This is a genomic window from Priestia sp. TGN 0903 (assembly GCF_050846855.1).
GTDB lineage: Bacteria > Bacillota > Bacilli > Bacillales > Bacillaceae_H > Priestia > Priestia zanthoxyli.
In genome coordinates this window covers 192061-214347 of record NZ_JBOZGL010000003.1, presented here as the reverse complement: position 1 = coordinate 214347, position 22287 = coordinate 192061, and the positions used below count along the sequence as shown (strand labels likewise).

General features: G+C 39.8%; 28 protein-coding genes. 14 read left to right on the top strand and 14 right to left on the bottom strand.

Annotated elements, in window-relative coordinates; translation table 11 throughout:
* Nucleotides 1–76 precede the first annotated feature (76 nt).
* A complete protein-coding gene (locus tag ACRPLY_RS11925) occupies nt 77–556 on the top strand; it encodes an RrF2 family transcriptional regulator (protein ID WP_013057917.1) in 480 nt (159 codons plus the stop codon).
* A gap of 18 nt (nt 557–574) precedes the next feature.
* On the top strand, nt 575–958 hold the full coding sequence (locus tag ACRPLY_RS11920; protein ID WP_028414480.1) for a nuclear transport factor 2 family protein: 384 nt from the start codon (nt 575–577) through the stop codon (nt 956–958).
* Nucleotides 959–995: 37 nt separating this feature from the next.
* Here the strand turns inward: ACRPLY_RS11920 and ACRPLY_RS11915 are convergent, their stop codons facing one another.
* Complete coding sequence (locus ACRPLY_RS11915; protein WP_325077177.1) at nt 996–1820, bottom strand: SPL family radical SAM protein; 825 nt, start codon at nt 1818–1820, stop codon at nt 996–998.
* Between the two features lie 446 nt (nt 1821–2266).
* Here ACRPLY_RS11915 and ACRPLY_RS11910 point away from each other — a divergent pair, with 446 nt between their 5' ends.
* Together ACRPLY_RS11910 and ACRPLY_RS11905 are read left to right on the top strand one after the other, a co-directional pair.
* On the top strand, nt 2267–2395 hold the full coding sequence (locus ACRPLY_RS11910) for a hypothetical protein (protein ID WP_255219776.1): 129 nt from the start codon (nt 2267–2269) through the stop codon (nt 2393–2395).
* Nucleotides 2396–2540: 145 nt separating this feature from the next.
* Nucleotides 2541–3065, top strand: a complete 525-nt coding sequence (locus tag ACRPLY_RS11905) for a hypothetical protein (protein WP_028414482.1) — start codon at nt 2541–2543, stop codon at nt 3063–3065.
* Between the two features lie 141 nt (nt 3066–3206).
* Here the strand turns inward: ACRPLY_RS11905 and ACRPLY_RS11900 are convergent, their stop codons facing one another.
* Both ACRPLY_RS11900 and ACRPLY_RS11895 read right to left on the bottom strand, forming a co-directional pair.
* Entirely contained in the window at nt 3207–3647 is a 441-nt protein-coding gene (locus ACRPLY_RS11900) for a cell wall hydrolase (RefSeq protein WP_013083968.1), read from the bottom strand.
* A gap of 89 nt (nt 3648–3736) precedes the next feature.
* Nucleotides 3737–4255 (bottom strand): dihydrofolate reductase family protein, encoded by a 519-nt coding sequence (locus tag ACRPLY_RS11895; protein WP_325077181.1) that lies wholly within the window; start codon nt 4253–4255, stop codon nt 3737–3739.
* Between the two features lie 90 nt (nt 4256–4345).
* Between ACRPLY_RS11895 and ACRPLY_RS11890 the strand changes: the two genes are divergently transcribed.
* A complete protein-coding gene (locus ACRPLY_RS11890; protein WP_325077182.1) occupies nt 4346–5281 on the top strand; it encodes a helix-turn-helix transcriptional regulator in 936 nt (311 codons plus the stop codon).
* Between the two features lie 71 nt (nt 5282–5352).
* On the opposite strand, the gene ACRPLY_RS11885 is transcribed toward ACRPLY_RS11890, so the two are convergent.
* Both ACRPLY_RS11885 and ACRPLY_RS11880 read right to left on the bottom strand, forming a co-directional pair.
* Complete coding sequence (locus ACRPLY_RS11885) at nt 5353–8502, bottom strand: bifunctional cytochrome P450/NADPH--P450 reductase (RefSeq protein WP_325077184.1); 3150 nt, start codon at nt 8500–8502, stop codon at nt 5353–5355.
* A 26-nt stretch (nt 8503–8528) separates the two neighbouring features.
* On the bottom strand, nt 8529–9107 hold the full coding sequence (locus ACRPLY_RS11880; protein WP_028414486.1) for a TetR/AcrR family transcriptional regulator: 579 nt from the start codon (nt 9105–9107) through the stop codon (nt 8529–8531).
* A gap of 303 nt (nt 9108–9410) precedes the next feature.
* Here ACRPLY_RS11880 and ACRPLY_RS11875 point away from each other — a divergent pair, with 303 nt between their 5' ends.
* Nucleotides 9411–9779 (top strand): nuclear transport factor 2 family protein, encoded by a 369-nt coding sequence (locus tag ACRPLY_RS11875; RefSeq protein ID WP_325077186.1) that lies wholly within the window; start codon nt 9411–9413, stop codon nt 9777–9779.
* A gap of 69 nt (nt 9780–9848) precedes the next feature.
* Here ACRPLY_RS11875 and cotJC read toward each other — a convergent pair whose 3' ends face one another.
* Genes cotJC through ACRPLY_RS11860 form a run of 3 tightly spaced genes read right to left on the bottom strand, consistent with a single transcriptional unit; the run spans nt 9849 to nt 10945 of the window.
* Nucleotides 9849–10418: a spore coat protein CotJC gene (cotJC, locus tag ACRPLY_RS11870; protein WP_025751043.1), complete on the bottom strand. Its 570-nt coding sequence runs from the start codon at nt 10416–10418 to the stop codon at nt 9849–9851.
* Nucleotides 10419–10439: 21 nt separating this feature from the next.
* Nucleotides 10440–10700, bottom strand: coding sequence for a spore coat protein CotJB (locus ACRPLY_RS11865; protein WP_025751042.1), 261 nt, complete (start codon nt 10698–10700; stop codon nt 10440–10442).
* Nucleotides 10697–10945 carry a spore coat associated protein CotJA gene (locus tag ACRPLY_RS11860; RefSeq protein ID WP_033580510.1) on the bottom strand — a complete coding sequence of 83 codons (249 nt, stop codon included), beginning with the start codon at nt 10943–10945 and terminating at the stop codon, nt 10697–10699. The genes ACRPLY_RS11865 and ACRPLY_RS11860 overlap by 4 nt, the downstream gene beginning before the upstream one ends.
* Nucleotides 10946–11148: 203 nt before the next feature.
* On the opposite strand from ACRPLY_RS11860, the gene ACRPLY_RS11855 reads away from it, so the two are divergent.
* The gene (locus ACRPLY_RS11855) at nt 11149–11511 is read left to right on the top strand and encodes a hypothetical protein (protein ID WP_033580509.1); all 363 of its coding nucleotides are present in this window, start codon (nt 11149–11151) and stop codon (nt 11509–11511) included.
* Nucleotides 11512–11598: 87 nt separating this feature from the next.
* Here the strand turns inward: ACRPLY_RS11855 and ACRPLY_RS11850 are convergent, their stop codons facing one another.
* From ACRPLY_RS11850 to ACRPLY_RS11840, 3 genes are all read right to left on the bottom strand, one after another.
* Nucleotides 11599–11733, bottom strand: coding sequence for a hypothetical protein (locus ACRPLY_RS11850; protein ID WP_260503752.1), 135 nt, complete (start codon nt 11731–11733; stop codon nt 11599–11601).
* A 158-nt stretch (nt 11734–11891) separates the two neighbouring features.
* Nucleotides 11892–12521 (bottom strand): LysE family translocator, encoded by a 630-nt coding sequence (locus ACRPLY_RS11845; RefSeq protein ID WP_048018916.1) that lies wholly within the window; start codon nt 12519–12521, stop codon nt 11892–11894.
* A gap of 27 nt (nt 12522–12548) precedes the next feature.
* Nucleotides 12549–13382 (bottom strand): AraC family transcriptional regulator, encoded by an 834-nt coding sequence (locus ACRPLY_RS11840; protein WP_325077188.1) that lies wholly within the window; start codon nt 13380–13382, stop codon nt 12549–12551.
* 202 nt (nt 13383–13584) lie between these two features.
* On the opposite strand from ACRPLY_RS11840, the gene ACRPLY_RS11835 reads away from it, so the two are divergent.
* The 7 genes from ACRPLY_RS11835 (at nt 13585) to ACRPLY_RS11805 (ending at nt 19319) form a co-directional block, all read left to right on the top strand.
* Complete coding sequence (locus ACRPLY_RS11835) at nt 13585–14406, top strand: sensor histidine kinase (protein ID WP_028414492.1); 822 nt, start codon at nt 13585–13587, stop codon at nt 14404–14406.
* On the top strand, nt 14407–15048 hold the full coding sequence (locus tag ACRPLY_RS11830; RefSeq protein ID WP_033580507.1) for a response regulator: 642 nt from the start codon (nt 14407–14409) through the stop codon (nt 15046–15048). It abuts the gene before it with no gap.
* Between the two features lie 177 nt (nt 15049–15225).
* Nucleotides 15226–16218, top strand: coding sequence for a glycerophosphodiester phosphodiesterase family protein (locus tag ACRPLY_RS11825; RefSeq protein ID WP_325077190.1), 993 nt, complete (start codon nt 15226–15228; stop codon nt 16216–16218).
* 156 nt (nt 16219–16374) lie between these two features.
* On the top strand, nt 16375–17754 hold the full coding sequence (locus ACRPLY_RS11820; RefSeq protein ID WP_099000377.1) for a PepSY-associated TM helix domain-containing protein: 1380 nt from the start codon (nt 16375–16377) through the stop codon (nt 17752–17754).
* A 29-nt stretch (nt 17755–17783) separates the two neighbouring features.
* Entirely contained in the window at nt 17784–18248 is a 465-nt protein-coding gene (locus tag ACRPLY_RS11815; protein ID WP_099000378.1) for a FixH family protein, read from the top strand.
* Between the two features lie 140 nt (nt 18249–18388).
* Nucleotides 18389–18811, top strand: coding sequence for a NucA/NucB deoxyribonuclease domain-containing protein (locus ACRPLY_RS11810; RefSeq protein WP_028414496.1), 423 nt, complete (start codon nt 18389–18391; stop codon nt 18809–18811).
* A gap of 163 nt (nt 18812–18974) precedes the next feature.
* Nucleotides 18975–19319 carry a DUF1516 family protein gene (locus ACRPLY_RS11805; RefSeq protein WP_028414497.1) on the top strand — a complete coding sequence of 115 codons (345 nt, stop codon included), beginning with the start codon at nt 18975–18977 and terminating at the stop codon, nt 19317–19319.
* A gap of 40 nt (nt 19320–19359) precedes the next feature.
* On the opposite strand, the gene ACRPLY_RS11800 is transcribed toward ACRPLY_RS11805, so the two are convergent.
* The 3 genes from ACRPLY_RS11800 to ACRPLY_RS11790 all read right to left on the bottom strand — a co-directional run bounded on the left by ACRPLY_RS11800 (nt 19360) and on the right by ACRPLY_RS11790 (nt 22065).
* Nucleotides 19360–19953 (bottom strand): hypothetical protein, encoded by a 594-nt coding sequence (locus tag ACRPLY_RS11800; protein ID WP_028414498.1) that lies wholly within the window; start codon nt 19951–19953, stop codon nt 19360–19362.
* 152 nt (nt 19954–20105) lie between these two features.
* Nucleotides 20106–20762, bottom strand: a complete 657-nt coding sequence (locus ACRPLY_RS11795) for a TetR/AcrR family transcriptional regulator (protein ID WP_028414499.1) — start codon at nt 20760–20762, stop codon at nt 20106–20108.
* A 22-nt stretch (nt 20763–20784) separates the two neighbouring features.
* Nucleotides 20785–22065 (bottom strand): glycosyltransferase, encoded by a 1281-nt coding sequence (locus ACRPLY_RS11790; RefSeq protein WP_432231859.1) that lies wholly within the window; start codon nt 22063–22065, stop codon nt 20785–20787.
* Between the last annotated feature and the right edge of the window lie 222 nt (nt 22066–22287).

Here is a 22287-nt window from a genome sequence, read left to right as displayed (position 1 = left end):
GATTCATAAGCGGTATGATAATCTAACATGGATAATCATTATCCACATTGTACACATATGGCAGGAGATGATGTTTTTGCATATGAAAACAGGCGTTGAGCAATCGGTGTATGCCATTTTGCTGCTTACGTTTTTACCTGAAAAAGCTGTGCTGCCAGGAGATGTTATCAGCACTCAGCTTGGGGGTTCGCCTACGTATTTTCAAAAGCTTCTTCGCAAGCTGGTTAGCGCTGATTTACTTGCTTCCGTTCCTGGTAGCAAAGGTGGATTTCGCTTAAAGAAAACGCCGGAAGAAATTCGTATTTATGACGTATACGTAGCCATTGAAGGCAAGCAGTCTCTTTACTCATCAAGCGGTATTTTTCACGATATGCTTAATTTAAAAGACAAAGATATTTGCTTATTATCCGATTTAATGGAAGAAGCCGAATCTTCATGGCAGTCCATTTTAAAACGGCAAACCATTGCCACGCTTACAAATGAAATTCATAAAAAATGTCCAAAAGAAAACCTGGACATGCTAAAAGCAACTGTAGAAGAAAAAATGGTGCTGTAGCACCCAAAGGAGATTATCATGGAAAACTTAAATAGATATTTTGATTTATTCGATCAATCACGTACAAGCGAACAAGCATTTGAAGAATTGGTGAGCCTTTTTTCAGACGATATCGTATTTGTCTTAAACGGCCACGAAAAGCAAGGCATTGAAAACTGGAAGCTGTTTGTGAAAATGGTTTTTAAAGAAAATGCTGATATTAAGCATATGTTTGAAGGCTGGAAAGCAGTTGAAGGTACGGACATGTTTGAAACGCCTTGGGCAGTATGCGGAAAACGTGCATCTGGTAGCGTATTTACTCAAACGGGAAAAGATATTGCTAAGCTAGATAAAAACGGGAAGATCAGTTATTTAGAAAACGTACCTGATGACACAAACATGTTTGATACGTATAAAAATTAATATGGAGAAAAGAAGGGCTATATAGGCCCTTCTTTTTTTACGGCGCAAACCCTTCTTGAGAAAGATAAATCATCGAAGAAGGATAAAATTTTTCAAAATAACGAATGGCTTTGATATGAATGTCTTTGTCATACCAGTCTAGGAAACCGTGCTGATCAAATAGTTCCGGCATCCCTAGCCTTTTAGACGTTTTCCCTAAGGAACCGTCTCCTAAGTACAAGGTATCAATGCAAATCCGGTCCATCATTCCTTCTATTTTCTCAGGAAATTCAGGCGTGAAAGGAAGCATTGGAGCAATGGCTACTTGCGTTAAAATTCCGCTTTCTTTTACTTTTTTTAACGCATTTATACGAAGTTTCATCCCCGGAGCATAAGGAGAAAAAATTTGTTTTACATCTTCTCGGTCTGTTTCAATAGTCATCGATACGCGAAGGTCACATACTTTTTGAAGCTGTAAAAGCAAATCAATATCTCTCGTCACAAGCGGCGATCTTGTTTGAATCAGTAAAAAATCAGGCGGATGATTGATCATTGTTTCTAAAAGAGCCCGAGTGATGCCTGCTTTACGCTCAGCCGGCTGATAGGGATCTGTCGCTGAAGACATAAAAATGCACACCGGCTGCTCTTTTTTTCGCAGTTTTTGTATTTCTTTTTGATAGACTTCAGCTGCGTTGACTTTCAGCTCTAACCACGTTCCCCACTCCATTTCTTTAAAACGCTGAATTGGTAGTTCTCGCACGTAGCAAAATTTGCAGGAGAATGTACATCCAGCATATGGATTTAAACTATGAGTATAACCGGATGCCAAAAAGCCGGTCGCTTTTGTTAAAATACTTTTCGAAACCACGTCTTTTTGGTTCATCTTTCTCACCTCTTTGTCCAATAAGTATATCAAGTTCACAAATGAAAAAACTACTTCCCACATGGAAAGTAGCCCTTTATGTTTTCAACTCATCAACTTTGATTTTCTTTCTTTTCACTTGTCGTTTCAAGTAAAGAGGTTAAATATGAATTTAACTCAAATTGGTCCTTTTCAATAAAATCAGATAATACAGGCTGCTCTTCTTTTCTCATCTTTCTCCACTCCCTTTGTTTTTTATGTATGTGTTTTCAATCATCAATGGATAAAAGTAATGTACTTAACTCTACCCGTATCTAAACAAAAATAATCATGGTATTTTATACTATTTTTACATTTATGCACGTTTTATTTGTATATTTTTTACAATGTAACGTAAATTAATAGCAAGATTAGTAAACGTATAAACTTGATTAACAGCTCACTTCATAGAAGGAGGAATGACAAACATGAATCATGAACAAAAATCCACGCTGTCTCCTGTTTCACAAGAGCAGCAAAGCCCCGATACTCAACTAACGGAAAAAGAAGAGCGTATGCCGGAGTATACGCATACTTCGCTTAATCCAGACTCATAGAACAAAAAGAGAAATGCCTCGGCATTTCTCTTTTTAATGTTTCTATACTTTTCTTCATTAATCATGACGTTGTGACAAATAAAGGTAAAGATAATGAACATGGCGAATGAATACCATTATCTATTAATGACAAAGGAGAACGAGCATGAAGAAAAAAGTGATGGGAGCAATTTATGCTCTTTTAACGCTGTTCATTTTAAGTGCCTGCAGTACCGAAGACGTTGTGACAAATAATTCAGATCCAAAAGTTTCTGTTTCTACTACAGTTAAACCGCTGACGAAAAAAGAATTTAGTGAAGTTGGAACATCAGGGTTAACAGGCCCTTCTAAAAAAGATTTTCACAAAGTACATATGACTCTTACTTTACGCGGTACGAACTACCTGTCGGATATTCAAGTTAAGCTACCTAACTATAAAGAAGCTTTTAATAACATGAAAGACGATCAGCAAACAAGATATTGGTTTGGCAGCGGTGCAGATGAAGAGCAAGAAAACAAAAACATCTATACAAGGGAATTTGTCCTTTATACGAAAGGCTTAACCGATAAGCAAATCAAAGATATTTTAGCAGCAGCTAAGGTAAAGACGTCCTGGGTGGTAAAAGATACAAAAGCGAAGGATCAATCCGAATTTGCTGCTGGTAAAAACATAAAATTTGAAGCAAAATGAGACATGCACCAATTAGCAAAAGCCCTCTTTATGAAAAGAGGGCTTTCTCTTATTATATGAAGAAGAATTACCTTGTCACCTGCAGCTAACGGTTTGGATTTGAGGCCAGACTTTCAAAGCGCAGCATATCTTCTAAGCTATCTACCCGTTATAAACGCTAGCGCATGTTCCAGGCTTTGGCTCATAGTAGCAATGATTTTTGTATTGACCAGAAGCGGGTTGACCGTACCATGTTGGAGGGCATGGAGCGGATGGATTAAAGTACCACAGTGCATATTTCCCCGGGTGTTCTCTCCAATAATCCAAATTCTTTTTGGCTAACCTTTTTTCAACACCTCTTGCTCGTTGATAAAATACATTTCCTTTTTGAACAGCCTCGAACGAATAGTTGCCTCCCTGCACCTGATAAATAACTTGCGGAACGGATCTTAAATTCTTGAAATCTAAACAGTTTGCTTTAAGGCGATTTACAATGACATTTCCAACATACAGCATGCCTTGTTTTCCTTCGCCTTCAGCTTCTGCTCTCATCATCCTTGCCATTAAAGCAACGTCTGAATCTCGATAATTTACTCTTGGCATTTTTTCACCCCAAAAATATACTATGAAAAAAAGCCGGTCTTGATGTCACTGTCCCTAAAATAACAGTAATTGAATGCCCCGCAAAAGACTTATCCTCTTTTGTAATACAGCTGAGCAATTTGTCCGTACTGCTTCATATTAGTGAGCTTGAAGTTCATTTCTGGAATTCCTGGCTTAAACAATGGAATACCAGCTCCAAGCAAAACGGGAATAACCGATATAATAAATTCATCCACCCTGTTTGCTTTTAAGAAATCAGCGAGAATATCAGCACCTCCCACCAGCCATATTTTTTTCGTACCTTGATTGAGGTTGTTGAGAAATGACGCCACGCTTTCGTTTATAAACTCCACATACTGATCTTTTCCTTGAGCTGAGCGGCTAAACACGTAGCACTTTTTATCGAGATACGGAAACTCGGGTGTGAGCTTCAGCACGTGATCGTACGTAGCCTTTCCCATAACGACCGCATCACACGTTTGATAAAACGCTTCGTAGCCGTTGTCCCCCTCTCCTTCTACGCTTTCTAGCCAGTCAATCTCTCCGTTTTCTCTTGCGATATACCCGTCTAAGCTTGCGGCAATATATACGACGATTTTTTTCTTCATTCCCTTTTCTCCTTTCAACTTTACTGTTTCTGTATGATATCATCTTAATACGACACTTTTTGTCATATTAAAAGAAAAAGGTGAAAATAAATGGCTAAGTCTAGACGGCTTGTTGATATGCTTATGTTTATTAATACAAAAAGAACGTTTACGGCAAAAGAACTAGCGGAGGAATTTGGCCTTTCTGTACGGACCGTTCAGCGCTATTTGCTGGACTTAAGTGAATTAGGACTGCCTCTTTACAGTGAAAAAGGACGGAGCGGTGGTTACAGAGTGTTAAAAAACCGTATTCTCCCTCCTATCTTGTTTACGGAAGAAGAAGCTATTTCGATCTTTTTTGCTTATCAAGCTCTGCAGTATTATCATGACCTTCCGTTTGATGCAGAAATTCATGCGGCTCTTCAAAAATTTTATGTGTACCTGTCTGAAGAAACGAAGAAAAAAGTAGATAAAATAAGTGCTCATATTGCGTTTTGGAATCCTAAAAGAAACTTAGACACTCCTTATTTAAAAGAGCTGCTAGAAGCAAGCCTTACAGGAAAATATATTGAATTTCTTTATGATTCAAAGACGGGTCAAACAAGAAAAGAAGTCAAACCCCTTGGCATTTATGCTCATAACGGCTTGTGGTACTGCCCCGCTTATTCCTGCGATAAGCAAAAAGTATTATTGTTTCGAGCAGATCGTATTCACTCGTTAAAAGTTTTAGAAAAAGACGAAAAGATGTCTCTTACGTTAAAAGAATGGCTTGAAACAGAACCAGTAAACTCACAGCCGATTTCGTTAAAAGTAACCTTGACGCACGAAGGCGTTCGTCAGTGTAAAGGCGTTCCGTGGCTTGAAAATCACGTGAAGGTGGCGCGTGATGGCAGTGGCTATATCGATACGATAACTGATGGAAATGAATTAAACTACATGGCTTCTTTTTTCTATACCTTAGGTGCTCATGCTTTAATTGAAGAACCTCAGGAGCTAATTGAAAAAATTTGCTGTCACGCAGAAGAAACGCTGAGGCGCTATAAATGAGGTGGGTTTAGTTATGTCTCAATCTGACTATAAACAATAACCTCCGCTAAATAGCGGAGGTTATTGTTTATTTACCCAGCCCACACGTCTTTTGCGTATCGGCCCTTTTCTTCTAGCTGCTGCAGCCATAAGCGAGCGTCTGCTTCACTTACTTCATGAACATCAGCATAGCTTTTAATAAGCGTTGCTTCAACGTCAGGTGCCATTTGGCTTCCGTCTCCGCAAATATAGAAGTGCGCTCCTTGATCAAGAAGTTCAATCAATTTCGTGCCGTCTTGTTCCATAACGTGCTGAACGTATGTTTTCGGCTGATTTGGTACGCGTGAAAAAGCGGTATGAAGCGTAATGACATCTTCATTTTGTGCGTTTTCAAGCTCTTCTTGATACAGATAGTCTTCATGAGGTGAACGGCAGCCAAAGTATAAATGCGCTTCTCCAAGCGACTGTCCTTGTTCTTTTAACTGCTTGCGAGCCTGCACAAAGCCTCTAAACGGCGCGACGCCTGTTCCTGGTCCGACCATGATAATCGGTGTTTCAGGATCTTTTGGCAGCGTAAAGCCTGACTGCGGTGTGGAAACAAAGCACGTAATTGTATCTCCTTCTTGCAGCTCAGCAAGATAGTTCGACGCAATTCCTTTATATTCTCCATATCCGCTCCACGCCTCTCCTGAGACGACGCTAACCGTGATGCTTGCTTGTTTTTCATCGACGCGAGGTGATGAAGAAATAGAGTAATAGCGCGGACGCATGCTTGGAAGAAGAGCGATAAATTCGCTGAATTCCATTTCACACGCCGGATATTTTTCAAGCAGTTCAAGCATTGTTAAGCGTTTTGCCAGCACCTTTTCTTTATACGCTTGCTTTTCAAGCAAGGCTTCAAGCTCCACTTTATGCGGCGGGCAGACCGTTTTAGCAGCCATTGCGCGAAGCTGTGTGCGCGTAACAGGATCTTGAAGCTCCACATATTGCAGAAGCTCTTCTACTGATACGGTTTTACCGAGTGGCAAATGCGCTAATTTTTCTTCTTCAGCTTCCAAACGGATTTGCTGTGATGCATCTAGACCGAACCTTGTCGTTACACGATTTACTATTCCTTCATAGTTGCGAGGAATAATACCTAAATGATCTCCTTCTTGATAAGAAACTTCTTTTGGAAGCTCAATTTCAAGATGACGCGTGCTTCGTTCACTGCCTGGTTTTTGTAGTTCTTTGCTTGCTACAACGTTCGCCGCAAAAGCACCGTGCATTTTCGCAAGCGGCATGTCCGCAGCGCTGTCGACAAATTGAAGTGAAAGCGTAGATTTATTATCTTCACTGTTTTCTATGTCGAGGTTAAAGTAAGCTGCTACGTCACTCCACATATGTTCACGCCATTCTTCGTATGTGCCTTCAAAGTCGTCGCTTGCATCTGCTTCGCCGCGTTCAGCTATGTTTTCTGCCCCTTTAGCTGCAAGCGTTTCATCGATAAAAGCAGGCACTTTTTGATACGTAGTAGCCCAGTTTTTATCGCCGCATCCAAATACGGAGTAGAGAACGCCTTTGACTTCATCAGCAGACGCTTGGTCTAACCAGTCGACAAACTGCTTTGCGTTATCAGGCGGATGTCCGTTATAAGAAGCCGTTACAATTAAAACAGCTCCTTCACGCGGAAGATTTCCTGCATGGGAATCAAGCGTTGCAACTTGCGGTGCGAATCCTTTGCTCATCGCAATATCTGCTAAATCCCTCGCCGTTCCTTCAGCTGTTCCCATATTTGAACCGTATAACACAAGCAGCGGCGTATTATGAGCGTTCTCTACCTTTTTGCGTGCTTTTTTAGCAGGCTGTTCCGTGCTAGGTGAAGGAATGCCACCAAGCGGAATTTTTTTTGATTTTGCTTTTACAACAAAGCCTTCAGGTTTTAACGTTAAAGTTTCTTTAATATCCATCTCGTAGTTTGTATGATCTTCAAAATCAAAATGTTTTAGCATCATACCAAGTACAAGCGTTGCTTCATGAAGAGCGAACTGCTGACCGATACACGCACGCTGACCGTTTCCAAACGGTTTAAACGCATGCTGCGGAATCGCGCTTGGATTTTCAAAACGCTCTGGGCGGAACTCTTCCACATCGTCTCCCCAAATCGTTTTATCACGGTGAAGCTGAGGAATCAGAACCATCAGTTCATCGCCTTTTTCTAACGGATATTCTCCTCCAAGCACCGTATCCTCTTTTGCATATAGAGAAAATGCAGGAGCTGTCGGCCATAAGCGCAGCGCTTCGTTTAAGACCATGCCGACGTATTTAAGCTGTTTCACTTGTTTATAGCTTGGAACAGGATCTACTAAAACTCGTGCTGCTTCTGCTGCTGCTTTTTGTAATACATGTGGATTTTTCACTAAGAAATACAGCGCAAATGATAAAAGACCACTTGTTGTTTCGTGTCCCGCAATTAAGAACGTAATAATTTGATAGCGAATGTTTTCATCATCAAGCGGCTCACCTGTTTCTGGGTCTTTTCCGTTTAGCATATGCGTTAATAAATCATCGCTTTGTTCACCGCTTGCCTTGCGATCTGCGATAATTTTATCTACTAAATCGTTCATTACCTTAATATCTTCTTGAAACTGACGCTTATTTTCATCGTAGGCAGGATCATCCGGATTTGCTCGCTGCAGCTTGTTCATCGCTTCGTCCAGTGCACGGACCATGCTTGTAATAAACGGGTGCGGCTGATCGCGATAAAAGCTGTTAAAGCGGTAATTAAAGCCGCAAAGACCGATTGTATCAAGCGTTAAGCGCGTCATATCTTCCGGTACTTCAATATGCTCATCTGCATTTAGACGCTCCCACTTTTGAATAAGCTGCACGGCGATATCGACCATCATCGCGTGATAGCCTTTCATCGCTTGCTGACTGAAGCTTGGAAGTAAGATATTATGCGCTTTTTTCCAGTTTTTTTCGTGCGTCCAGCTTGTAAATAAACCGTCTCCTGCAAAATCACGCACAAATTTAAGCGCTTGACTTAAGTTTTTATCAAAGCGGGATTCATCGCATGCTTCTTTAATTAGACGCTGACTTGATAAGTAGCGCGTCACACGTCCAGGCGCTTCAAATTTAAAGATTTCCCCTAATTCATCTGCAATTTTCATCAGCGTTTGAATCGGTTTATCTGTGTTTAATAACGGTAAGTTTTTAAGCTCTCCAAATGTTTTTGGCTGAGGCATTTCTTTAATTGTCATGTTATCCCTCTTTCACTTGTTAAGTTTCATGATTGTCTGCTAAGTGCTGCCCACAGACTCTCTTCTACGCCGGCAAGAAGTTCATCAGTTAAAGATAAATAGTCATTTTCAATCATTTCATATACTTCCATAAAGCTTCCAAATAAAATAGCAATGAGCGCATTTTCAGGAAGGTTTCTAATAATGCCTTGCTTTTGTCCTTCTCTGAAGAACGTGCAAACAAATTCCACCAGCTTTTGATAGGCTAAGCGACTCTCTTCTGTTAAAAAAGCTCCTTGACTATGAGTTTTAATAAAGCCAAGCGCACGAGGATGATTTTTAGTGAATGTCACCATACCTTCAAAGATATGATGAAATCCATCTCGATATCCTTCTCTTTCGTTAGCCAGGCCGCTTTCAATACACTGTAAAAACTCGTTTACATGCTGCTGAAACAGTTCGTTTACAAGGCTTTCTTTATTTTTAAAGTAGCGATAAATTGTTCCTGCTCCTACTTTGGCATTTTCTGCAATCATTGGCATCGTGGTTGCATCAAATCCTCTTTCTGCAAACAGCAGAAGCGAAGCAGAAAAAATCGCTTTTTGTTTTGTTGGAGTAGATTCCACTTTATCACCTCTTTCCAAAAACGGAATGAACGTTCATTCCGCTACAATTACAAGTATAAAAAACTGCTTCTTAATAGTAAAAAGATAACTAGACAAGTGGAAAGAAAAGGTTCTTTCACTCTAATTTTATACCATTTAAAGGTAAATAATGGAGTCTTTCAGAATATTTTATGCTTACAGAAAATTAGTCCACTTATCCCCTTTATTAACATAATTTAACACAATCTATTAAAGGAAGAAGTTTAAAGGAAAAGCAACGTGGAAATAGAAAAGAGTTACACAAGGCGTAAAGGAGGATTAAAAATGAACCAAGCAAGAATTATAGAATACGAAGAAATGCTTCGCTCAGCCATGCTTTCTAATAACGTAGAGTTATTAGAAGAATTACTTTCAGATGAGCTTATTTTTGTGAATCACTTTGGGCAATGGTTGTCAAAAGAGCAAGATATAAATGCTCATCGTTCAAAAAGTCTTGATATAGCGGGCATCGAAGTGTTGGAACAAGAAATTAAACTGTTTCAAGAACTTGCCGTTACCGTTACAAAAGTAGCGTTAAATGGGTCGCTGGCAACCGGTGAAGCCATTGGAGGAGAATACTGCTATACGCGAATTTGGAAAGATGTTGAAGGAACATTAAAGGTTGTTTCTTGTCACTGCAGTTCTAGCGCATAATCAACGCTGCCATAATAAAAAACATCCCTCCTTTCATTTGCATTCGCAAAGAGGGATGTTTTTTGCTAGTTAAAAGATTTTCTTCCTGTCTCTGTCATCTTTTAAAATCTCCACGGCCTCACGGAACCGCTGTGAATGTACAATCTCTCTTTCTCGTAAAAATCGTAAGCTGTCGTTTAAATCAGGGTCATCTGATATATCAATTAACCATTGATATGTAGCTCTTGCTTTTTCTTCTGCTGCTATGTCTTCATAAAGATCTGCAATCGGATCTCCTTTTGCCTGTATATACGTAGCGGTAAACGGAACGCCAGCAGCATTATTGTAATAAAGTGCACTATCATGGTTTACATAGTGTTCTGTCAATCCAGCTGCCTTCAGCTGCTCCGGCGTTGCATCTTTTGTTAGCTTATAAATCATCGTCGCAATCATTTCAAGATGAGCAAACTCTTCTGTCCCGATATCGTTTAGCAGTCCAACAACTTTATCGGGAATGGTATAGCGTTGATTCAAATAACGAAGTGCAGCTGCAAGCTCCCCGTCCGCTCCCCCGTACTGTTCCATTAAATATTTGGCAAGCGTTGGATTACACGTACTTACTTTAACTGGATACTGCAATTTCTTTTCATACACCCACATATAGTTCCCGCCTTTATCTGCTTATATTTGCCATGGCCAAGGGCTTGTTCCCCAGCTCCACTTCCCGTCGGTATAGCTGTTTCCATACTGCTGGAGCGGCCCGTACTTTGTTTCAAAGTTTCTTTTTAACTGCATAGCCTGCTGCGCGTATTCGTTAAACTGCTGCATAGCCTGCTGGTCATTTGGATGGGTATCTAAATACAGCGTTAATTCTACAAGTGCAAAATCAATCGCCTGTATTTCTTCTAAATCCTGATAGTACTCTGGAGGTAGTTTTTTCATTCTTCATCCCTCTTCTTATCTTTGTATGGATTTTCATAGTAGTCCCAAAAAGCCGGCCACAGCGTTCCTTTTTTTAGCGCTTCTTTCGGTGAAAACTGCTGCAGATTCGCGGGCTGAAATCCCATGTATAATTGAGGCGGCGTAGAATAATATTTAACTCCTATCGGCCGGCACGGATCATAGATACTGTGGAAAGGTTGATAGGTCTTAACCGGTGTAAACATCTTTTTTGGATTATTATCCATGAAAAGTCCTCCTCTAAAAACACACTCTGTTTTATCCTATTCAGTTTTTATCGAGTTCATGAAGGAATTCATTCCCGACTTAAGAACCAAACTTTTCTTCATAAAAAAGACCTATGTAAAAAAAGCTATAGTTGCCCAATCCCTTTAGGCAGCTTTCTCATACTTTATAAAATAGTGATTAAGAAAATAGAGGTGCTTAAAAAATGGACATTAATTACATGGATTTTTATTTTTACCCAGCACGATTTCCTGGACCTCAACTCCCGCCCGGTCCACCTAGACCACCAGGCGGTTTACCTACACCTGACCCGCAGCAAGCTCCAACTTCCCCTCCGCCGGCATTTATTCCAGCTCAGCAAACGGCAACTCCATTTGCTGTTGACCCGGGAGCCATTTCTCTTTGTCTATTCCGCAATACGTTCATATGGCTTAGAAACGGCTCTAGCTTCTGGTATTTCCCTATTTTTGTAGGACCGCGATCGGTTGCAGGATTTAGATGGAACGGACGTTTTTGGACCATTTTCGGTGTCGATACACGACAAATTGTTTCGTTTACGTGTTTTTAAACGTTAAGAAAAGAGATTGAGATATAAATAAATCAATACAATTTAAAGACGATAAAATTGAATACATGAACTAGTATCGGTGGCTTGTTACACTGCTGTTGATTTCCGTGCATGGCTTCGCTTTCCGCGGGCGGCCGGTGAGCCTCCTCGTCGCTTGCGCTTCTGCGGGGTCTCACCTGTTCCGCTTTTCCCGCAGGAGTCTTCGCCTTGCCCTCCAATCAACAGCTAGAAATAACTGAATAAATATATGAAGGCTATGTTCACCATACTAATAAAAAAATCCGAACGAGTTTGATTCTCCATCAAGAATCAAACTCATTCGGATCTTCCTTCAACTAACATATTTTTATCCCAGCCTCTTTTTTGCTTACTAGCTACTATTACACGATTGTTCTTATTCCAAAACCAATCAGCAGCACTCCGCTGCATCTCTGAAAAGCTTTTTGAAACATCGGTTTTTTAAGCCATTTTTTCACGTAATCTACTACATACACTAAGATTAAAAACCAACTTACCGCTATGAGGGTAAGAATAAAACCAAGCATAAGCAGCTGCTGATTCGTGTGAGCATCCAAGTTGATAAACTGTGGCATGAATGTAATATAAACCAATACCGTTTTAGGGTTAAGAAAATTACTAAGAGCTCCCTGTATGTATGATTCTTTATAGGCGTGATTAGATGAAGGCTTAACAGCTTTTTCTTCTTCTGAAATGTGCTCCAATGAGAGCGTGTTTTTTGTCAGAAATACCCTGATACCTAAGTAAAATAAATACGCGGCACCTATATATTTAATGGTGTTGAACAGATACACCGACTGCGCGATAGCAACAGACAAGCCAAGCACAGCAATTAACGTCCAAAACGTGAGGCCTGTAGCCATGCCGAGTATGGTAAAACGTCCTGCTTTTGCTCCGTGATGAAGCGTATTTTTCATGATAAGAATCGTATCAGCACCAGGTATCATTGACATAACCAGCGCCATCAGCATATAAGCAGCTAAATGATCCACAGCTCTTCTCTCCTTTTTAAGCTATTACTAGCATTCTGTTTTCTTTTCACTTTCAAAGATTTTCATGTATTGTTTTGGTGTTAGCCCCACCTGACTTTTAAAAAATCGAGTCAAATGACTTTGATCACTGAATCCAGTTAAAAAGGAGACGTCAATCGGTTTTTGTCCCTGTTCTAGCAGCTTTTTAGCCTGATTGATTCGAACTGTTTCTAAGTAGCTGTATGGAGAGATTCCTTTTTGCTTTATAAAAGAGCGCAGCAGCCGGTATTTGCTCCATCCAATTAGCTTACTTAATTCATCCAGCGTGATCTTGTTTGTATAGTTGTCTTCCAAATAGCTGCAGATTGTTTTGATTTCATCAGACGTGTCAGCAGCTGACGAAAAAAAGGAAAGGTTTGAATGATCGTGCATGAGCTCTTCTAGCAAATATAAAAATAACTCTTCTTTCTTAAACTCCCGTTCACCATTTAAAATTTGTAAATGAAGCTCTTTTAAACTAGAGACAGCCTCACTTCTTTGTACCACATTGCTGTTAAAACGCGGAAGACTTTCACTGCCGTTAATGTCAAAAACAGCTTTTTTCATCGCGTCTGGCGTCACGTTAATACAGCGATAATCAAGCGTTTTGCCGTCTATTTGTTCACAGCTATGGACATCATACGGATTAAACAGCAGCAAATCGCCTGGATTAATGATGTATTCTTTGCCTTGGCAGATTAAATGACGCTGACCTTCTTCAATAAATCCAATCACATAATACTCGTGAAAATGAGCAGGAAACTTTTGCATAATTCCTTTAAAACGGTAAGCTTCAATATGTAAATCAGCGTCAACGTGCGCTGTCCGAATTTCTTTTGCCATTAATAAATCACTCCTTGTCACATACTAAGCTTTTTAACCATACCATTGACTCGAGAATTTTTCTTGTATGATATTGCAGATAAGATTTTCTTTATTAACTTTATCCACTCACCCCTAAGAGTGATTTCTATTCTTTCCTCTAGTAATTTTCCGCTCAAATGATAAAATATAGACACATTTTATGGATGAAAGAAGGGATACCGTGAAATATAGACAAATTAAATGGCTGATTTTGCTTCTTCCAACTCTGACCATCGCACTTTGGGAGTATGTTCGCCATGCCTTTTTGCTTCCTTACATCTCAATGGACATGGGAAATGTTCTTTCTCCGCTGCTTGTCTTTTTTGTAACGCTTGTCTTTGTCCGCTATTTATTTTCTATTTTAGAAAAAATGCAAGAGGAACTAAGGCAAGAAAAAGAAAAGAAAGCTGCGCTTATTGAGCGTGAAAAATTAGCTCGTGAACTGCATGACGGCATTGCGCAGTCGCTGTTTCTCCTATCTGTTAAAATGAACAAGTTCGGAAGAAAAAATAACTTAGAGCAGGATCCTGATTTTATCCGAATGAAGCAAACTCTGCAGCATGTTCATGACGATACGCGCCAAGCGATTACAAATTTAAAGCACTCTCCTTCAGACTCTTCAGAAAGCTGGACTGAAAGCATTCATCAATACGTCGATGATTTAACACATACTCATTTACTAGATGTCAATTTAGATTGGAGACTGTCAGAAACAACGCTTTCGAGAAAAGAAAAAAATGAGCTGTTTGCCTGTGTGAAAGAAGCTGCTATGAACGTCATTAAACATGCAAAAACAAATAAAATCTGGATTACAGCCGGTGAAACGGCAGGCGGATGGATTTGTGAAATTACAGATTTCGGTATAGGTTTCACCTCTGAATCTCTTAAGGCCGGTCTTGGTCTGCAAATTATGAAAGATCGTGCCAAAGATATGAACTGGGACTTTTCCATTCAACGAAAACAGAACCAGACCATTGTTAGTATTAAAAAGGAGGTTACGTAAATGCAGCCGTTTCGTATTTTGATTGTAGATGATCACGCTCATGCAAGAGAAGGCATTCGCGATATTTTAGAAGAATATGAAGATTTTATGATTGTTGGCGAAGGAACCAACGGGCAGGAAGCAATCGAACTAACCGAAAAATTAATGCCTGACATTGTGCTAATGGATATTAAAATGCCCGTGATGAATGGATTAGAAGCGACAAAACAAATTAAGCTTCAGTTTCCGTATGTTAAAATTGTGGTCATCACGGTTTCAGACGATATTACGGATTTGTTTGATGCGTTGAAAAAAGGAGCCCAGGGCTATTTGTTAAAAAACCTGCAGTCTGAAGTGTGGTACGACTATTTGCGTGCGTTCGCTTTAGATGAAGTTCCTATGTCAAAAGAAATTGCGTTTCAAATTTTAAAAGAGTTTCCGCAGGAAACATCGATTACAAAGCCAGACACTCCCCTGTCTGCACGGGAGCTTGAAGTGCTTCAATTAGTGGCTAAAGGACTGTCAAACCGCGATATCTCGGCGCAGTTATTTATTTCTGAACACACGGTAAAAAGCCATTTGAAAAATATTTTAAGCAAGCTTCATTTAGAAAACCGCGTGCAGCTGACAAGCTATGCGTTTCAAAATGGCTTAATGAACTAACAGCTTTTACGAGCTGTTTTTTTGTGTCTTGGTAGATGTGAAACATTCTATTTTTCTATAAATTATCTGAAAACTATCATAGAATTATTAGCATCGGGATATTGAAAGTCAAAGCCGATTCTTATAGGATTTTTTTAGAAGTAAGCATTAAAATTAAACAACTACTTGGGGGATGCTATGAAATTTTTGAGAGCGCTTTTCAAACGAAAATCTGTATGGTTTATTTTGATAGGAACCGCTGTTTTTGTATACATAAACAATAGCTCTTTATTGACAAAAAGAAGCGGACAGCCTCTCCTTCTTGCTCATAGAGGTGTAGCTCAAACGTTTAATATAAAAGGCCTTCAAAACGACACGTGTACAGCGGAACGCATCTACAAACCTGAGCATTCGTTTATAGAAAATACAATTCCTTCTATAAACGAAGCCTTTAAAGACGGTGCTGACATAGTCGAGCTTGACGTTCACATTACAAAAGACAATCAGTTTGCTGTGTTCCATGATTGGACGCTCGATTGCCGGACAAACGGAACGGGCGTAACACGAGATTACACGATGGCGGAATTAAAAACGCTTGATATTGGGTACGGCTATACGGCAGACGGAGGAAAAACGCATCCTTTTCGCAGCAAAGGAGTTAACCTTATGCCTTCTCTAGACGAAGTGATGAAATACTTTCCGCACAAATCTTTTCTTATTCACGTAAAAAGCAATGATCCTGAAGAAGGAAAAAAACTAGCAAAGTACTTGTCACAGCTCTCTAAAAAACGCTTAACAAACATCACTGTGTACGGAGGAGACGAACCGATTGATTCGCTGAAAAAAGCGATGCCCAATCTAAAAGTTATGTCAAAAGCAACGATGAAATCTTGTCTTATTCCGTATATAGCAACCGGGTGGACCGGATACGTGCCTAAAGCATGCGAAAACACTGAACTGCATATACCTGAAAAGATCGGACCTTTTCTGTGGGGATGGCCAAATCGCTTTTTAAATCGAATGGATCACAGCAATACCCGGACGATTATTGTAGGCGGAAACGGAAGCGAATTTTCCACAGGATTTGATTCTGCCAAAGACATAAAACGCCTTCCAGCTAATTATTCAGGTGGAATTTGGACAAATCGTATTGACCGTCTAGGTCCTTATTATGAAAAGAAAAAGGAATAAACGAAAAAGCATCTGCCCTTTCCACGTGAAGCAGATGCTTTTTTTATCCATGCCCTCCTTTTATAATCCCCAACAATCACTCTCAGGGGTGATGGCTAATTCTCCCTTTCCTTCTATAATAAAAGCACGTTAGTTAGTAAAAAGGAGGAAAAAACGATGCAGGAAAAGCGCGAAGAATCAGCGAGTACAACGAAAAAAAGCACGGCGCGTTCTCAAGGTCTATACAAAGCCATATGGCGCTGGCATTTTTATGCGGGTTTAATGTTTACTCCGTTTCTTCTTATATTAGCTGTTACGGGCGGGATGTATTTATTCAAGCCTCAAATTGAAGAAAAACTGTATCACGACTTCTATCATGTACAAGCTCAGTCACAGTCCGTATCCCCTTCAGCACAAGTACAGGCTGTAAAGGAAAAGTATCCAGACGCTGATGTGTTGACGTATAAGCCCAGTGATCTCTCTACTCGTTCGTCAGAAGTAGGAATTTCATTAAAAGACCATACATATACGATGTTTGTTAACCCTCACAATGGTCACATCATAGGAAAAGTAGATGATTCCAGTCGCTTGATGAATCAAATTGAAGAATTTCACGGAGAGCTGATGGCGGGAACAGCAGGTGATCGTATCGTAGAACTTGCGGCCTGCTGGGCAATTGTCTTAATTGTAACCGGCGCTTTTTTATGGTGGCCGCGCAAAAAAGACAAAATAAAAGGCGTGCTGATTCCTCGTTTTTCAAAAGGTAAAAACGTACTGATACGTGACCTTCATGCAGTACCGGCCTTTTGGATTTCAGCGGGGATGCTTTTTCTCGTACTAACAGGACTTCCGTGGTCAGGACTGTGGGGCAATGCGTTTCAGCAAGTCGCCACAAACGCAGGTGTTGGGTACCCTCCGTCTATTTGGGTAGGCAGTGCTCCTACTTCAACCGTGCAAACAAAAGATGTTGCGGACGTGCCTTGGGGAGCTGAAACGTTAGAAGTGCCAAGCTCCACAGCTTCGCAATATACAAAAGTATCGCTTGATGACATTGTCACGATTGCAAGAGAACAGCATATGCACGACGGCTACACCATTTCTATTCCGCAAGACGCTCAAGGTGTGTATACGCTCTCTGTTTTTTCACCAAGAGCTCAAGATGAAGCAACCATTCACCTTGATCAATATACCGGAGCTGTGTTAGCCGATTATCGGTACGACAACTATGGATTTATGGGCAAATTGATTGCGCTTGGTATTACGCTTCATAAAGGCACACAGTTTGGATTTATCAATCAGCTTATGGGCCTTATTATTTGTATCGGAATTGCTGGTATCGCTATCAGCGGATCCTTACTGTGGTGGAAGAGAAAACCAGCTAAAAACATGGGGGCTCCTAAAGTTCCTGAAGGAAGTGCAATGCGAATCGTGACGTGTATAATCGTCGTGTTTGGTATCCTCTTTCCTTTAGTCGGACTGTCCTTAGTTATCGTGTGGCTTTTAGATTTCTTTGTTATCAAACGAATTCCAGCATTGAAGCGATTTTTAAACGCATGATTGATGAAACGATGTGAGGTGCAGTAACAATGAATAAATGGAAAATGTCCGGACTAGTCATACTCAGTACGCTTGTGCTTTCCGCGTGCTCCGTAAACAGTGACGCAGACCAGCTCTACAAGCAGCAAAAGCCTCTGTCGGCGCATGTGATGCTTCCTGAAAATATAGAGCCACAGAGCACACAGGTGTTAGAAGTCCATGTGATGCAAGAAAATAAAACGGTGGATGACGCCAAAAGCGTTCAGTTTAACGTGTGGAAAAAAGATGCTCCCGGTAAAGTTGAAACAATAAAGGCACATTATGACGGCAGTATGTATAAAGCAAAAGCAGCCTTTAAAGAGGATGGTATTTACTATATTAAAACCGATATTAATGCTCGCGGTGAGCACATCCTTCCTACTCAGCAAGTCGCAGTAGGCAAATTATCAAAAGAAGAGTTACGTTCACTACAGCCAGCTGAAAACGAAACGCATCATCACCACTCTCATCATTAGACATAAGCTCACGTTCAGCAGCTGAACGTGAGCTTATGTTTGTCTTATGAATTCTAGCTAGTTCCATTATATGTTTTTACATTTTTTTCTTATTACTTTACAATAAGAGTGATAAACGTTTTATAAAGGAGTTTTACAGGTTGAAAAAAATTGTTTCTGGTATTTTAATTTTAGTAATAGCCGTTATTGTTATGATTGAAGGAAATCCGTTAGAGCAGAACTCTTCAACGAATACCTCCTACGATGAAGTCATTTCCTTCCCTGCTGATCGTTACCCTGAAACTGCAGCGCACATTCAACATGCAATCGATAAAGGAAAATCGGCTGTTTGTACAATCGATCGAGACGGTGCTGAAGAAAACCGCCGTGAGTCTTTAAAAGGCATTCCGACTAAAAGCGGCTATGACCGAGATGAGTTTCCGATGGCCTTTTGTGAAGAAGGCGGAAGCGGTGCAGATATTGAATATGTAAAGCCTTCAGACAACCGAGGCGCCGGGTCTTGGATTTCACATCAAGTAGATGAGTTTCCAGACGGTACGAAGGTTTTAATTGAAGTGAAGTAAAAAGAATGGTCATTGCGACCGTTCTTTTTTTATGTTGAGAGCCTGTATAAGAAAAAGAATAAAAAAGGAAGAATTGTTCTTGCCTAAAGATACTCTTCACTTTTAAAATAAAAATGTATGTTATACATATATGCATCATCGTTTTATAGGAGGAATGAGTTTCTTGGACAATCTATGGCAGCAGTTACTTCCTGCCTCATGGCAATTAACTTTATTTATTTTCTTTTTTGTCTATATCTTGCGCTACAAACAAGAGAATAAATTCAGCATGCAGCTTCACGTGCTGCTTAAGTTTCTTTATGCCGTTATTTTGATTTTAAATGCGGTGTTGTTTTTAGTGGAAAGTCAGCGCGATTTTCTTTTTTATGCAACGCTTTTCATGAGTATCCTGACAATTATTTTGATGGAGTTCACGCTTTCTGCAAAAAAACAGAACGAGCTTGATTTTATTTCAGCCGTTTCTTGCTGTGTTCTTCCGATTTTTATTTCTTTACTTGAACTTAGTTAATGAACCAAAGGCCTCTGGTGATTCAGAGGCCTTTTTGATGTTATTGATCTTTGTTGTTACGGTCCATCATATCTTTTGGATCTTCTACAATATCTTCTGGATCACGGTTGTTGTCTTTTTCATCATCTTTATAGATGTTGTCATTTTTATCTACACCAGGTACGTTATTGTTGTTATTCATATTGTCTAAACCCGTGTTGACAAACGCCACGTATACTTTGTCAATTTTACTATCTGCTTCTCTCACACGGTCCGCAATTTTTTGTTCAAAATCAGTTGAAACTTCATGATAAGTATCGCCGTTATACGTTACGGTGTTCACCTTGCCGTTATCGTTGTTGTCCGCTGCGTCATTTCCCGCTAAGTCTACCGTTACATAGGCATTATTATTATCGCGAAGCACATACGCATCGTCAACTTCCTTCATATCTTCTACATTTTGCGCTGCTTCAACTGACTTGGTCGGCTGATCAGTATTATCCATTGGAATATTGTTATCAACTCCGTCGTTTGTAGAAGTGTTGCGTAAGTCATTTTGAGTATTGTCCATTGCGTTATTGTCTTTATTTCCTCCACATGCAGCTAAGCCTGAAAGAAAAAGAACTGAAGAAGCAATGATAAGCCCTTTTTTCATTTTTTCCATCTCCTTAAATATAGTTTGCAGTCGTATTATGCTTAATTTTTGCAAAACTATTCAAAGGAGACGAAGAAGTGAGTACCTTTTTTCTCACTATACTTACCGCTGCTAGCCATACGATAAGGAACATTTCAAGATTGCAGCTGTACTTATTCACCTAACAGCTTTCGGACAGCTACTGACAGCGTATTGATATGACGTTCTACGTTTGCCTCTTCTGCAACTTGTTTCTGTTCATCGACGTTGTAAACCGGCGCTGGATTTTGTGTAATTCCATTAATCGTTGTAGCCATAAAAGCTAGCAGATCATCTGTTGGTACAGCCGGAGAGAAATTCTTTACTTCTATTTGTTCCGTAATAAAGTCGTGAAGCTTTTTTTGAATATATTTAAGGTTTGATACTTCAACTAGCTGATTTTCAATTTTCATAAAACGCTGAGGGTCTTTTGAATACAATGCTACTAGTTCAAAGTAAATTTCTCCTCCTGCTGTCATTGATTCCTGGATATGCTCTCCAATATACATAATGAAATCATGCAGCATTTCAAAGGAGTCTTTCTTTGTCTGAAGCAGGGCTTCAATTTTATCTTTTACTTTATAGCTGACGCTTTCTTGATTAAGAAGTCCGACAAATACTTCATCAAGGTTTGAAAAATATTTGTACACGCCTCCTTGACTCATTCCAGCTTCCAAAACGATATCTCGCATGGCTACATCATGCACCGGTTTGCTCTTGCATACTCTTTTGGCTGCTTCTAAAATCTCTTGCTTCTTTTTTTCAGCGTATCCTTCCCTTACTTTTGGCATTTTTTTCACGCTCGCTTACTGTTTATTTATTCCCGAATGTCTCGAGTGTATTAATAATCACCTGAGCTGCTTTTTCGGCTCCTTGTTCAGCTCGGATTTGTTTTCCGATTTCTTGTGCTTTGGATTGAATTTCATTAACTTGCGTATAGGAAATAGCTGCGGATAATTTTTCAGCCGTCAATTCTTTTCTAGGAATGGCTTTTGCTCCAGCTCCCAGCTCATAAATTTTTCTTCCCCAAGCGAATTGGTCATTTCCATAAGGAATAATAACACTTGGAACGCCAGCTCGAAGGCCTTCGGCTGTTGTTCCCGCTCCTCCATGATGAACAACGGCAGACATTTTAGGAAACAGCCACTCATGAGGGATATCTTTTACAAATAAAATGTCTTCTGTTATCTCCCTCGTATGATTCATTCCACTTCCTCCTATATTGATGATACCTCGTTTCCCGGCAAGTTTTAAGGCTTTAATCACTAAAGCAGTCGTTTCGCCTGCGTTTTTTTTATCCCCAATACTTCCAAATCCAATATAAACCGGCGGTTCTCCATTCTTTAAAGATCTTTCCAGCTTCTCTTCCGACTCATAGCTATGGTCACTGTCCATAAACCAATTTCCGTAGGAATGAACGTGTTCAGGCCAATCTTTAGATACGGAAAATACGGCGGGACTTGATGAAATAATAGTTGGGTTAGCTGCTGTACGCTGCTTTGGGTACGGACATAAAAAATCTTCAGGTCCTTCTCCATGCTGCTGAACCCAATATTTTTTTAAAGGACCACTTACTACTTTCCAAAATCCCCATTCAAAAATGCGATGCGTCAGCTTATTGTATATTTTTCCAAATCGTGGTCGATCATAAAAAATTAAAGCTGGATAGTCTTTTGTTGGTGTCATTGGAAAAGGGCTGGCTAAGATACTTGGTATATTCATCTCTTTAGCAGCAAAGTAACCAATTGCCGCACCTGGATGATATACAATTGCATCGGCTCCTTTGCATGCTTTGTGCAAATCTTCTTGTATATTAATCATCATACCCATCATCTTTTCATTTTTTAAGCTTGAAAAAAATTTGAGAGGATTGTCTGCATTAATTGCGTCGTCTGCTGCTCCGCTCTCTATAATTTTAGAAACATCTCCTCGAAGCATGGCATATTCAAACCCGTACGATTCTATGAAGTTTTGGTAAGCTTCTGAAGCGGCAATTCGTACACGGTATCCTTTCTTTTTTAACTCTAATCCTAAAGCCATAAAAGGCTGGGTGTCTCCTCGAGTTCCTGTTGTTAACATCGTAATAAGCATCATTTCAGCCTCCTTATATTAAAACGACAACTATGTCGTTTTAATATAATGTACCCTTCTCCGATTAATTCGTCAATAAAAACGACAATATTGTCATTTTTATTGCTATCCTTTATTTTCCTAAGGCTCTTTTCGTAAAGTTAAATAGTTGAATTTGCTTGTCTTAAGTCCAAAAACGTAACATAGATGTCTTTAATCATTGAGAAAGCGCCTCCTGAAAGAGTA